The 11,800-nt window shown below is 62.1% G+C and carries 12 protein-coding genes; 9 read left to right on the top strand and 3 right to left on the bottom strand.

Features of this window, described 5'->3' with window-relative positions:
- The first annotated feature begins 28 nt into the window (after positions 1–28).
- Complete coding sequence (gene der / locus ACERZ8_RS17900) at positions 29–1,486, top strand: ribosome biogenesis GTPase Der (protein ID WP_407593506.1); 1,458 nt, start codon at positions 29–31, stop codon at positions 1,484–1,486.
- On the opposite strand, the gene ACERZ8_RS17895 is transcribed toward der, so the two are convergent.
- A complete protein-coding gene (locus ACERZ8_RS17895) occupies positions 1,483–2,169 on the bottom strand; it encodes a hypothetical protein (RefSeq protein WP_407593504.1) in 687 nt (228 codons plus the stop codon). The two genes, der and ACERZ8_RS17895, sit on opposite strands and share 4 nt — an antisense overlap.
- Before the next feature lie 89 nt (positions 2,170–2,258).
- On the opposite strand from ACERZ8_RS17895, the gene ACERZ8_RS17890 reads away from it, so the two are divergent.
- The gene (locus ACERZ8_RS17890) at positions 2,259–3,335 is read left to right on the top strand and encodes a DUF2235 domain-containing protein (RefSeq protein WP_407593503.1); all 1,077 of its coding nucleotides are present in this window, start codon (positions 2,259–2,261) and stop codon (positions 3,333–3,335) included.
- Here the strand turns inward: ACERZ8_RS17890 and serS are convergent.
- Positions 3,332–4,624 (bottom strand): serine--tRNA ligase, encoded by a 1,293-nt coding sequence (serS, locus tag ACERZ8_RS17885; protein ID WP_407594311.1) that lies wholly within the window; start codon positions 4,622–4,624, stop codon positions 3,332–3,334. The genes ACERZ8_RS17890 and serS overlap by 4 nt on opposite strands.
- A gap of 135 nt (positions 4,625–4,759) precedes the next feature.
- Positions 4,760–6,202, bottom strand: coding sequence for a pentapeptide repeat-containing protein (locus ACERZ8_RS17880; RefSeq protein WP_407593502.1), 1,443 nt, complete (start codon positions 6,200–6,202; stop codon positions 4,760–4,762).
- Positions 6,203–6,365: 163 nt separating this feature from the next.
- Here ACERZ8_RS17880 and yajC point away from each other — a divergent pair, with 163 nt between their 5' ends.
- The 7 genes from yajC to ccmB all read left to right on the top strand — a co-directional run bounded on the left by yajC (position 6,366) and on the right by ccmB (position 11,762).
- The gene (yajC, locus tag ACERZ8_RS17875; RefSeq protein ID WP_407593501.1) at positions 6,366–6,644 is read left to right on the top strand and encodes a preprotein translocase subunit YajC; all 279 of its coding nucleotides are present in this window, start codon (positions 6,366–6,368) and stop codon (positions 6,642–6,644) included.
- Positions 6,644–8,308, top strand: coding sequence for a protein translocase subunit SecD (secD, locus tag ACERZ8_RS17870; RefSeq protein ID WP_407593500.1), 1,665 nt, complete (start codon positions 6,644–6,646; stop codon positions 8,306–8,308). The genes yajC and secD overlap by 1 nt, the downstream gene beginning before the upstream one ends.
- A gap of 3 nt (positions 8,309–8,311) precedes the next feature.
- Positions 8,312–9,280, top strand: a complete 969-nt coding sequence (gene secF, locus ACERZ8_RS17865; protein ID WP_407593499.1) for a protein translocase subunit SecF — start codon at positions 8,312–8,314, stop codon at positions 9,278–9,280.
- On the top strand, positions 9,273–10,025 hold the full coding sequence (locus ACERZ8_RS17860; RefSeq protein WP_407593498.1) for a TSUP family transporter: 753 nt from the start codon (positions 9,273–9,275) through the stop codon (positions 10,023–10,025). The genes secF and ACERZ8_RS17860 overlap by 8 nt, the downstream gene beginning before the upstream one ends.
- Before the next feature lie 4 nt (positions 10,026–10,029).
- Complete coding sequence (locus ACERZ8_RS17855) at positions 10,030–10,383, top strand: Mth938-like domain-containing protein (RefSeq protein ID WP_407593497.1); 354 nt, start codon at positions 10,030–10,032, stop codon at positions 10,381–10,383.
- A 111-nt stretch (positions 10,384–10,494) separates the two neighbouring features.
- Positions 10,495–11,109, top strand: coding sequence for a heme ABC exporter ATP-binding protein CcmA (gene ccmA / locus ACERZ8_RS17850; protein ID WP_407593496.1), 615 nt, complete (start codon positions 10,495–10,497; stop codon positions 11,107–11,109).
- Entirely contained in the window at positions 11,106–11,762 is a 657-nt protein-coding gene (ccmB, locus tag ACERZ8_RS17845; RefSeq protein ID WP_407593495.1) for a heme exporter protein CcmB, read from the top strand. The genes ccmA and ccmB overlap by 4 nt, the downstream gene beginning before the upstream one ends.
- The last annotated feature ends 38 nt before the right edge of the window (positions 11,763–11,800 follow it).

Below are 11,800 nucleotides of genomic sequence, written 5' to 3'. Positions count from 1 at the left end.
GCGTTTCGATCTTGTTCGGACCAAACCCATGACCCTGACCCTCGCCATCGTCGGCCGCCCCAATGTGGGCAAATCGACCCTGTTCAACCGCCTTGTGGGCAAGCGCCTTGCGCTGGTCGATGACCAGCCGGGTGTGACGCGCGATCTGCGCGAAGGGGCCGCACGTCTGGCCGATCTCAAATTCACCGTGATCGACACGGCGGGATTGGAGGAGGCTACTGATGACAGCCTGCAGGGGCGCATGCGTCGCCTGACAGAGCGGGCCGTGGATATGGCCGATGTCTGCCTATTTATGATCGATGCCCGCGTCGGGGTGACCCCGACAGACGAGATTTTCGCCGAAATCCTGCGCAAACGGTCCGCCCATGTGCTGCTGGCCGCCAACAAGGGCGAGGGAGCGGCGGCGGATGCTGGCGTGCTTGAGGCCTATAACCTTGGGCTGGGCGAGCCGATCCGCCTGTCTGCCGAGCATGGTGAAGGGCTGAATGACCTCTATACCCAGCTTCAACCCATTGCCGATCTGTACGCCGAAAAGGCGCGCAGCGAAGCCCCCGAGGTTGATGTCGATCTGGACGAAGAAGACGACGACCCCGATGCCGTCCCGCAGCCCACCAATGCCAAGCCCTTGCAGGTCGCCGTGGTCGGTCGCCCCAATGCGGGCAAATCGACACTGATCAACCAGATTGTCGGCGATGAACGGCTGCTGACCGGCCCCGAGGCCGGAATCACCCGCGATGCGATATCCCTGCGCACCGACTGGAACGGCACGCCCATGCGCATCTTTGACACCGCAGGCATGCGCAAAAAGGCCAAGGTGCAGGAAAAGCTGGAAAAACTCAGCGTTGGCGACGGACTGCGCGCGGTGAAATTCGCCGAAGTGGTTGTGGTGCTGCTGGACGCGGCCATCCCGTTTGAGCAGCAGGATCTGCGCATCGCCGATCTGGCCGAACGCGAGGGCCGCGCGGTGGTGGTTGCCATCAACAAGTGGGACGTGGAAGAGGACAAGCAGGCCAAACTGCGCGACCTCAAGGAAAGCTTCGAGCGGTTGTTGCCGCAGCTCAAGGGCGCGCCGCTGATCACTGTGTCTGCCAAGACAGGGCGTGGCATGGACCGTCTGCATGACGCGATCTTGCGCGCGTATGAGGTCTGGAACCGCCGTGTCAGCACGGCGCAACTGAACCGCTGGCTGACCGGCATGCTTGAGGCACATCCGCCCCCCGCGCCGCAAGGCAAGCGGATCAAGCTGCGCTACATGACCCAGGCCAAGACACGGCCCCCCGGTTTCGTGGTGATGTGCAGCCATCCTGACAAGATGCCCGAAAGCTATAATCGCTATCTGGTCAACGGGTTACGGCTCGACTTTGACATGCCGGGCACGCCGATCCGCATCTATATGCGCGGCCAGAACGACGCCAACCCTTATAAGGGACGCAAAAAGGCACCGCCGTCAAAACTGCGCAAACATACGGATGGGCGGCGCGGCTAGGTGCCGCGTGCGGCCCGCAGCGTTGGGGAAATGAGCGACGCAGCCCCGGCCATGGCCAGCAGCCCGACGCTGCTGAAATCATTTTGCACAGCAACGGCGATCAGCGCCCAGATCACGGCCACGCCATAAGTGGGCGCGTGTCCGAGCGTCCATTGCACCGCCCATGCCAGTGCGATGGCCACGCCGACCATAAGCCACGCGGCAAGCTCCTGGCCGGTCACGCCGTAGCCTGCCAGCAGCAATCCGATGGCAACGCAACTCGCCGCACTGAGCCACCCGGCATATAGGCCCACAGGCCAGGCCGCCGCCCACGCATCCTTGCGCGGCGCACGCCACAGGGCCCAGAGGGCAGTCAGCAACATCACCCAGATAAGCACCGTGGCCCAGACCGGGCTGCGCACAGCCACGGGCAGCCAAGCCGAACCGACGGCCAAAGACAGAATCAGGGGCAGGCGCATCGCGGCCCAGTCCGGATCGCTCCAGCGTTTCCATGCGCCAAACCCGGCCCCGACGATCAGCCACAGGTAAATCACGCCCCAGATCGCAAAGGCATAGCCTTTGGGCTGCACGGGTGGGTCAACCTGCGGAACGGGGAACTGATCGGCGTCAAAGCCGCCAAAGCCGGGCACCCACAAGGGTGAGGCCGCAAAGGCCAGTGCAAACAAAAGGACAAGTGCGGGCATGGTATTCCACCGTTTACAAATTTCAGCAGGTGCGCGAACGTTGGTCATTACCTAATGCTTTTGGCTGCATTTCAAGGACTTGGACCCCGATGACACGGATTGCGATCTTTTGCGACGGAACATGGAATTCGCCGGATATTCAAGAGCCGACGAGCGTGCACAAAATGCAGCGCGCCCTTGTCAGCGATCCCGCCAAAGGGCAGGTGGCGGCCTATTTTCCGGGGATCGGCACCGATGTGCGCTTTGACGGACCTATCAAGAAGTTCCTGAACCGATATGGCGGAGGGGTATTCGGCTGGGGCCTCGATGCCAAGGTCAAACAGGCCTACCAGTTCCTCGCACAAGCCTATCAGCCGGGGGACGAGATTTATCTGTTCGGCTTTTCGCGCGGCGCTTTTACGGCGCGCTCGCTTGCGGGTATGATCCGCAAATGCGGGATCATCAGCGACACCAGCACCGAGGGGGTCAACAAGGCATTCGAACTTTATCGCCAGCGCGGTCAGCGCAACCATCCCGACGCGCCCCATATCCGCGAAGCGCGGCGTGCGATGTCGCCGCGATTTGCCACATCCGTCACGGATTTGGAGTGGCGCAATGACACATCGCGTCTGGTGGAAATCGCCTATCTGGGGGTCTGGGACACGGTGGGCGCGCGGGGCATTCCGCCGTCGCTGCTGGGCCCGGTCGCTTCGATGTGGAACCGGCAGTACAAATTTCACGACATGGCCTTGTCGAGCCTTGTGCAATCGGCCCGCCATGCCCTGGCGCTGGATGAACGGCGCGTGCTCTACAAGCCTGCCAAATGGGACAATCTGGATGGCGACGACGGGCTGAACGATGGCGACACCGGCCCGCTGCGCGCCTATCAGCAGCTTTGGTTCGTGGGCAACCACAGCATCGTGGGTGGGTCGGGCGCGGAACAGCCGCTGTCGATGATTGCGCTCGATTGGGTGGTGCAGGGTGCGGGGCGGTTGACGCTGAAACCGGGCGAGAAATTTCCGCCCAGCGATCCTGATCCGCTGGTGGACGCACCTGCGATTGCCTACAAATGGTCTTTGTTGAAGAAATGGCGCCAAGGCCCTGTCGCGCCTTGGGAAATCCATTCCTCAGTCCATGAAAGAAAGAAGGGGCGCAGCGATTATCGCCCCGGCTCCCTGCGCATCTAGGCCAGCGTTCCGTCAGCGCCCAGCACCGTCTTGCCCCCAAGATATGGGGAAAGGGCTGCGGGCAATTGCACCGATCCATCCGCCTGCTGACCGTTTTCCAGCACTGCGATCAGGCAGCGCCCCACCGCAAGGCCGGACCCGTTCAGCGTGTGCACGAATTGCGGCTTGCCCCCGTCGGCGGGTTTGAACCGGGCGTTCATACGTCGCGCCTGAAAGTCGCCGGTGGTGGAAACCGAGCTGATCTCGCGATAGGCGTCCTGTCCCGGCAGCCACGCCTCGATATCATAGGTGCGGCGCGCGCCAAACCCCATGTCGCCAGTGCACAGGATCACGGTGCGATAAGGAATTCCAAGCGTTTCCAGAAGGTTCTCGGCACATCTTAACATACGTTTCTGTTCAGCGTCGCTGTCATCCGGGTGGGTCACCGACACCATCTCGACTTTTTCGAACTGGTGCTGGCGCAGCATGCCAGCGGTGTCACGACCCGCGCTACCGGCTTCGGAGCGGAAACACAGCGTGTGCGCGGTGAGACGGATGGGCAGTCGGCTTGCGTCCAGCACGTCGCCCGCAACCGAGTAGGTCAGCGGCACTTCGGAGGTCGGGACCAGCCACATGCCCTCGCGGGTCTGATAGCTCTCTTCGCCGAATTTCGGCAGCTTGTCCGTGCCGTACATCGCGTCGTCGCGCACCAGAACGGGGGAATTCACCTCGGTCAGATCGTTCTGATCCACATGGGTGTCGATCATGAATTGCGCCAGCGCGCGGTGGATGCGGGCGACGGCGCCCTTGAGCATAACAAAGCGGCTGCCAGAGGTCTTAGCGGCGGTCTCAAAGTCCATATGCGCGGCGACGCCTGCAATCTCGAAATGCTCTTTGGGTGTGAAATCAAAGGTTTGTGGCGTGCCCCAGCGGGTGACTTCGACGTTGTCATCCTCGTCCGCACCATCGGGCACGTCATCTGCGGGCAGGTTGGGGATATAGGCCAGCGCGTCGGTCAGCTGCGCATCAAGCGCTTTTGCCTCGTCCTGCATCTTGCTGATTTCGTTCTTCTTTTCAGCAACCAGCGCACGCAGGCGCTCGAATTCTGTTTCGTCCCCACGGCCCTTCGCCGCGCCGACCTCCTTCGAGGCCTTGTTCTGTTCAGCCTGCGCAGTTTCGGCGGCCAGAATGCAGGCACGGCGTTTTTCATCAAGGGCCAGAAGGTTGGACGACACCGGCGCGTCCCCACGGCGCGCAAGGGCGGCGTCGAAGGCTGCGGGGTTTTCGCGGATAGCGCGGATGTCGTGCATGATGGACCTCGGGGTCAGAGAACGTGAAGTGAGGCCCATATGCCCGATCTGAGGGACCGCGAAAAGGGGGCAAACAGTGTGTCACTCTGCATGCACCCTCCATACACCTCTACCGTGCAGCCGGGGTAAGGGTTGTTAACGATCGGGGTCGCCCCAATCGAGGGGCAGGGTGGCTTGGAAGGCGCGCCATTGCGTGAGGAAGTCATTGAGTCCCAGCTTCTCTTTTGACCAATGCTCGGGCCAATTGTCAGAGTCCGGCGTCACCCCGTTCGGCAAGGTGACGGATGCATCTCCGAATACCTGCTCGATATGGCCGCCGATTTGCGGAATGTCGGTGAAATCAATGTCTCTCAGTGCCGTTCCACTCAGCGAGGCAGACCCGAGCGAGCTTTTATCGTCAAACTGCGCCTCCCAGAGGTTTGCACCCTGCAACTGCGCACCCCACAGATCGGTCCCCTGTAGTTGCGCATCGCGCAGATTTGCCTCTTGCAACTGAGCACCCCAGAGATTCGTTCCCTGCATTTGGGCGCGCCGCAGATCAGCGCGATGCAACGCCACATTGGTGAGGTCAGCCATCTGCAATTGCGCACCTTCCAGGTTTGCCAGTCGTAGTTGCGCATACCAAAGGTCGGCCCCGGTCAGAGATGCTTGTGACAGGTCTGCCTGAACGAGGCTCGTATGTTTCAGTGCCGCGCCTTCCAGATGGGTGCCCGCAAGGCGCGCTCTGTCGAAATTGAGCGATTGCAGGTCACAGCATTGCAGGTTTGCCCCACGCAGGTCGATTTCGTCGCCCAATGTGTCGAGGTTGACCGGATTGAGCAGGCCAAGCGTTTGCGCCGCTTTTTCCATATCAGAGCGCGGCTGGGGCAAAGAAGCGACCCAGTCCTTGAGGTGTAAGGTGGTTGCGCCTTCCGGTGGCAGTTGCGCGGGCAATTCGACGCTGAGTTCGCGGACATAGACGGACAGCAACCTGGCGATTCTGGGAATTTCGGATGTGTTTTCGTCCGCCAGCCCTTCGAGACGGTCGATGGCGGCACAACGCTGCACGATGTCATCCTGCCAGACCTGATGGCTATTGTATTCTCTCCATTCGGTGACTTGCCGTCTCGCATAGAGCCCTTCGGTGGCTGCATTGATCTTGTCGTTGAACAGCGCTTCATTTCCCGTCAGGTTCGCCTCGGTCTGCAGTCGCAGGCGTGACATGGTGATGGGCAGTGCGATCACGGCCCCCAGTACCGTCGTCAGCGCGGTGATCTGGATCAGTTTGAACCGGAAATCCCAGACTGCCTCGGTTGCCCCCGGCGCGGGGGCCATGTCGCCCAACACATCCACCACCAGCCCGAAAAGACCGGAGAACAGGATGAGGGCAATCGCGCTCCACAGCGCGGCGACGGTGAGGAAGGCGGCCACAGGCAGCTTTTCCATGCCCAGCCTGTCGCGCAGGGCGGCGGCGGGGTTGCCACCCTTTTCGGGCAGGGTCAGGACGACGATCCAGGAGGCAATGGCGATGCCGGCTAGCGTTGCAAAGCCCCAGACAAGGCCGGACGGAACGGGCAGGGTGATCGTCGTGCTCTCCATGGCTTTATCGTGACGCCGGAGGACGTCGTTGCAAACCCCTTTCCTGCGGCAAAGCGTGGCCTCGTGCCCCTTTCCTCCTTGCGCAAGCTGCGCGCCAACAATAGGTAATGCCAAACTTTGCGACGGGCCTGCCTGGGCCCCAAGGAACAAGGACGCGACACCTATGGAAGCCTTTGGCCAGTTTATCCCCCTGATCCTCATCTTCGGGATCATGTATTTCCTGCTGATCCGCCCGCAGCAAAAGAAGGTCAAGGAACATGCGGCCATGGTCTCGGCCCTGCGCCGCGGCGATCAGGTGGTGACCCAGGGCGGCCTCATCGGCAAGGTCACCAAGGTCAAGGATGACAATGAGATCGAGGTCGAGTTGGCCGAGGGCGTCAAAGTGCGCGTCGTGCAGAACACCATCGCCCACGTCCTGTCCAAGACCGAGCCTGCCAAGTAATGCTGCAGATCGAGGGTTGGAAACGGGTTCTGATCTGGGCGACCGTCGCCCTTGGTCTGATATTGGCGCTGCCAAACGGGTTTTACACCCGTGTGGAGGGGCATAACGACGCCGCGCAAGCCATTGAATTGGGGGCGGATACGCCTGAAAATCAAACGGCGCTGGCGCAGTGGCCCACATGGATGCCATCCAGCCTCGTAAACCTTGGTCTTGATTTGCGCGGCGGGGCCCATCTGCTGGCCGAAGTGCAGGTCGAGGATGTGTATGCCGCGCGCATGCAGGCAAGCTGGCCTGAAATTCGCGACGCGCTGCGCCCCGAACGCGCCACCATCGGCACCATCCGCCTGCAGCAATCGCCCGAGGATGAATTGCGCATTAGAATCTCCGAACCTGCGGGGATGCCACGCGCGCTTGAGGTCGTGCGTGCGCTGGCCCAGCCGGTGCAGACCCTCACCGGGGTCGGCGCGAATGACATAGAGGTGCGCAACGAAGGCGCGGACGTTCTGGTTGTCACCCTGTCGGATGCCGAAAAGCTTGCCAGTGATGAGCGCACCGTGCAGCAATCCCTTGAAATCGTGCGCCGCCGGATTGACGAGGTGGGCACCCGCGAGCCGACGATTCAGCGTCAGGGTGCGCAGCGTATTCTGATCCAGGTGCCGGGCATCGGCTCGGCTGCGGAACTCAAGGCGATCATCGGCACCACGGCACAACTGACCTTCAACCCGGTGGTCAGCCGCACCTCGGATGCCAATCAGGCACCCGGCGTGGGCAACAAGATGGCGCCGTCGCTGGACGAGCCGGGGCAGTTTTACATCGTGGAAAGCGCGCCCGTGGTCACGGGCGAGGATCTGGTGGATGCTCAGCCGTCCTTCGATCAGAACGGCAATCCGGCGGTGTCCTTTCGGTTCAACACGTCCGGCGCGCGCCGCTTTGGCGACTATACGGCCGAGAATATCGGCTCGCCCTTTGCCATTGTGCTGGATGACGAGGTGGTCAGCGCGCCGGTGATCCAAAGCCATATTCCCGGCGGGTCTGGCATCATCACCGGTAATTTCGATGTCGAGGAATCCACCAATCTCGCAGTCTTGCTGCGCGCTGGGGCCTTGCCTGCGGAACTGACATTTCTTGAGGAACGCACCATCGGCCCGGAACTGGGGCAGGACAGTATCGACGCTGGCAAGGTGGCCACGATGGTCGCCTTTACGGCTGTGCTTGTGTTCATGTTTCTCAGCTACGGGCTGTTCGGGATTTTTGCGAATATCGCGCTGATTGTGAACATCGGGCTGATCTTTGGCCTGCTCAGCCTGATCGGGGCCACGCTGACCCTACCGGGGATTGCGGGCATCGTTCTGACGGTGGGTATGGCGGTGGACGCCAACGTGTTGATTTTCGAGCGTATCCGCGAAGAGTTGAAATCGGCACGCGGGCCTGCGCGCGCGATTGAGCTGGGCTATGAAAAGGCGCTGTCGGCCATTCTGGATGCCAACATCACCACGTTCATCACCGCCGTGATCCTGTTTGCCATGGGGTCGGGGCCGGTGCGCGGGTTCGCGATCACGCTGGGTCTGGGCATCATGACGTCCGTGTTCACGGCGATCTTTGTGACCCGCCTGCTCTTGGTGATGTGGTTTGAACGCCGCCGCCCGAAAACGATCGAGGTCTGACAGATGCGCCTGAAACTTATCAGACAAGACACGTCGTTCGACTTCTTTTCCCGCTGGAAACTGTGGCTTGGGATTTCGGCGCTGATGGTGGTGATCGGCTTTGTGTCCTTTGCCATTCAGGGCCTGAACTTCGGGATTGATTTCCGGGGCGGGACGACGATCCGGACCGAAAGCACCCAGCCCATCGACATCGGGATTTACCGCGACGCGATGACGCCGCTTGAGCTGGGGGATATTTCGATCACCGAAGTGTTCGACCCCACCTTTGATGCGGATCAGAACGTGGCCATGGTACGCATTCAGGCGCAGGACGGGCAAGAGGCGGTGACGCCCGAAACCATCTTTGCAGTCGAGGCAGCACTTGCCGAGGCGGTGCCGGATATCAAGTTCGTGTCGGTCGAATCCGTGGGCCCCAAAGTCTCGGGCGAGTTGATCCAGACGGCGGCGCTGGCTGTCGTCCTCGCTATTGCGGCGGTGTTGATCTACATCTGGCTGCGGTTCGAGTGGCAGTTTGCGTTGGGGGCCGTGGCGGCCCTTGTTCATGACGTGATCCTGACCATCGGTGTCTTTTCCGAACTTCAGATCAAGTTTGATCTGGCCATCATCGCGGCCTTGCTCACCATCGTGGGCTATTCGCTGAACGACACGGTGGTCGTGTTCGACCGGGTGCGGGAAAACCTGCGCAAATACAAGAAACGGCCGTTGAACGAAGTGCTCAACATCTCGATCAACGAGACGCTCAGCCGGACTCTGATGACCTCGGTCACCACGCTCTTGGCGCTGATTTCGCTTTATGTGCTGGGCGGCGACGTGATCCGGGGGTTTGTCTTTGCGATGATCTGGGGTGTGATCGTGGGGACCTACAGTTCCGTCTTTGTCGCCTCGACCATCCTGTTGTGGCTGGGGGTCAAGCGCAACTGGGACAAGCCCGATGCGAATGCGGGCAACCAATACGCCAACATAGATGCCTGATCTGATCGTCACAGCCCTGGCCTTGCCGGGGCTGTGGTGGTTGGTCGGGGCGATCACGGCAGCGGGGCTGGTGCGCGGGTTCACGGGCTTCGGCTCTGCCCTGATCATCATGCCTGCTGCATCGTCGGTTCTGGATCCGTTTGCGGCGCTCGCCTTTCTGACCGTGGTGGAATTCTGGGGGCCGCTGCCCAATCTGCGCTCGGCCTTGCGCACAGGCGCCCCGCGCGAGGCGCTGATGCTGCTTGCCGGGGCGGCAGTGGGTTTGCCGCTGGGCCTCTGGGGCTTGTCGATGCTGGACCCTGCGATTTTCGGCTGGTCGGTGTCTGTGATCGTTCTGGTGCTGCTCGCACTGGTGATGAGCGGATGGCGCTATGGCGGCACCCTGCGTCCGTCTGGCGTTGTCGGGGTTGGATCGGTGGGGGGATTTCTGGGCGGGATCGCGGGTGTGCCCGGGCCACCGGTCATCATGCTGTACATGGCAAGTGCGCTGCCCATTGCCGTGATCCGCGCGAATTTCCTGCTGTATCTGCTGGGCATCGATTTGCTGATGATCGTGATCTTCATCGCGGCGGGCCTGCTGGATGTCCTTGCGATCACGGTGGGCTTGCTCTGCGTGCCACTTTACATGTGCGCCAATGTGCTGGGGGCCAAGTTGTTTGATCCCTCTGCCGAGCGACTTTTCCGCATGGTGGCCTATATCGTGATTGCGGCTTCGGCTATTGTCGGGCTGCCAGTCTGGAGTTGAGCCCATGCGCCTGAACGAGATCACATTTACTGACGCCAAACCGGTCGAGGGCTATGGGCCCGGGTTCTTTCGCATCGGCGGCGAGGTGATCGAGGGCGGCGTTCTGACCGGTCCTGCCAGCACCGGACCCTGGGGCGGGTTTGAGGATGTCGATGCGCTGCTGGCCCTGTCGGGCGTTGTCGATGTGCTGTTTGTCGGCACAGGCGCCGAAATCGCGCATATCCCTGCCAGTCTGCGCGAACAGTTGGACTCTGCCGGGATCGGCGTCGAAGTCATGTCATCGCCGTCGGCGGCCCGCACCTATAACGTGCTGCTGAGCGAGGGACGGCGCGTTGCCCTGGCGATGCTGCCTGTCTGAGACCGGGTCGGGGGCCAGCCCCCGGCGCATCCGCGCCTCCCCCGGAGTTTATTTGGCGAGATGAAGGAGCAGGGGCTTTTGACAGGCCTCTCAATCGGTTAGCCATGGATCATGGAGTTGCAAGTCACCGATCTGGTTGTGGGCCGTGGGGGTGTGCCGGTATTGGCCGGTGTATCCTTTGACCTGCATGCCGGGCAGACGCTGGTGCTGCGCGGACCAAACGGATCGGGCAAGACGACGCTGCTGCGCACTGTTGCGGGTCTGCAGCCGCCCATGGGTGGCCGGGTGCAGGGCGGCGAAGACCAGGTGGCCTATGCCGCCCATGCCGATGGGTTGAAGGCGGCGCTGAGCGTGGCTGAGAACCTGCGGTTCTGGGCCGCTGTCTTCGGGCAGCGCGACATTGATCCGGCCTTGCGCGCCTTTGATCTTGAAGGCCTGACAGACCGGCGCGCCGGTCAACTCTCTGCCGGTCAGAAACGCCGCCTTGGCCTTGCCCGCCTGATGGTGACAGGCCGTCCGCTTTGGGTGCTGGATGAACCGACGGTGTCGCTGGATACGGCATCGGTGGCCCTGTTCGCGGACGCGGTGCGCGCGCATATGGCGGCCGGGGGTGCCGCCCTGATCGCCACGCATATCGATCTGGGGCTTGAGGCGGATGTGCTGGATGTCACACCCTACCGCGCCCACGCGCTTGACGTTGCCGCCGCGGACGAGGCGTTCCTGTGAGGGCGCTGTTCTTGCGCGATCTGGCCCTTGCCCTGCGCGCCGGGGGCGGTTTTGGCCTTGGGCTTGCATTTTTCCTGATTGTCGTGGTGCTCGTGCCGTTTTCAGTCGGTCCATCCTCTGATCTGCTGTCCCGCATCGCACCGGGCGTGCTGTGGCTGGGCGCGCTCCTGGCGTGCCTGTTGTCACTGGATCGCCTGCTGGCGGTGGATTTCGAAGACGGGGCGCTGGACCTGCTGGCAACCTCGCCCCTACCGCTGGAAGGGGTGATTGCAGTCAAGGCCGCAGCCCACTGGGTCACGACGGGCCTGCCGCTGGTGCTGGCGGCCCCGATGCTGGGCGTGTTGCTCAACCTTGCGCCCGCCGGGTACGGTGTGCTGGTGATCAGCCTTGCCCTTGGCACCCCCGCATTATCGATGATCGGGGCCTTTGGCGCAGCGCTGACCGTGGGGATCAAGCGGGGCGGGCTGCTGATGTCGCTGCTGGTCCTGCCGCTCTATGTGCCCACGCTGATCTTTGGGGCGGAGGCCGCGCGGCGCGCTGCCCAAGACCTTGATCCGGCGACCCCTTTGCTGTTTCTCGCAGGGATCACGGGCGCGGTTCTGGCGTTGATGCCTTTTGCCGCAGGGGCCGTGCTGCGCGTGAACCTCAGATAACGCGCATTTTGATTGAGATGGGGCACACGAGGACGTAA

The sequence above is a fragment of the Tateyamaria armeniaca genome, assembly GCF_045797845.1.
Classification (GTDB): Bacteria; Pseudomonadota; Alphaproteobacteria; order Rhodobacterales; family Rhodobacteraceae; genus Tateyamaria; species Tateyamaria armeniaca.
This window is presented reverse-complemented; position numbering and strand designations above follow the sequence as displayed.

Bases quoted from the DNA above. Each gene is read 5' to 3' on its own strand.
- serS (WP_407594311.1), bottom strand. From the start codon at position 4,624: ATGCACGACATCCGCGCTATCCGCGAAAACCCCGCAGCCTTCGACGCC.
- ACERZ8_RS17895 (WP_407593504.1), bottom strand. From the start codon at position 2,169: ATGCCCGCACTTGTCCTTTTGTTTGCACTGGCCTTTGCGGCCTCACCC.
- ccmA (WP_407593496.1), top strand. From the start codon at position 10,495: ATGGAGTTGCAAGTCACCGATCTGGTTGTGGGCCGTGGGGGTGTGCCG.
- secD (WP_407593500.1), top strand. From the start codon at position 6,644: ATGCTGCAGATCGAGGGTTGGAAACGGGTTCTGATCTGGGCGACCGTC.
- yajC (WP_407593501.1), top strand. From the start codon at position 6,366: ATGGAAGCCTTTGGCCAGTTTATCCCCCTGATCCTCATCTTCGGGATC.
- ACERZ8_RS17855 (WP_407593497.1), top strand. From the start codon at position 10,030: ATGCGCCTGAACGAGATCACATTTACTGACGCCAAACCGGTCGAGGGC.
- ACERZ8_RS17860 (WP_407593498.1), top strand. From the start codon at position 9,273: ATGCCTGATCTGATCGTCACAGCCCTGGCCTTGCCGGGGCTGTGGTGG.
- secF (WP_407593499.1), top strand. From the start codon at position 8,312: ATGCGCCTGAAACTTATCAGACAAGACACGTCGTTCGACTTCTTTTCC.
- ACERZ8_RS17890 (WP_407593503.1), top strand. From the start codon at position 2,259: ATGACACGGATTGCGATCTTTTGCGACGGAACATGGAATTCGCCGGAT.
- ACERZ8_RS17880 (WP_407593502.1), bottom strand. From the start codon at position 6,202: ATGGAGAGCACGACGATCACCCTGCCCGTTCCGTCCGGCCTTGTCTGG.
- der (WP_407593506.1), top strand. From the start codon at position 29: ATGACCCTGACCCTCGCCATCGTCGGCCGCCCCAATGTGGGCAAATCG.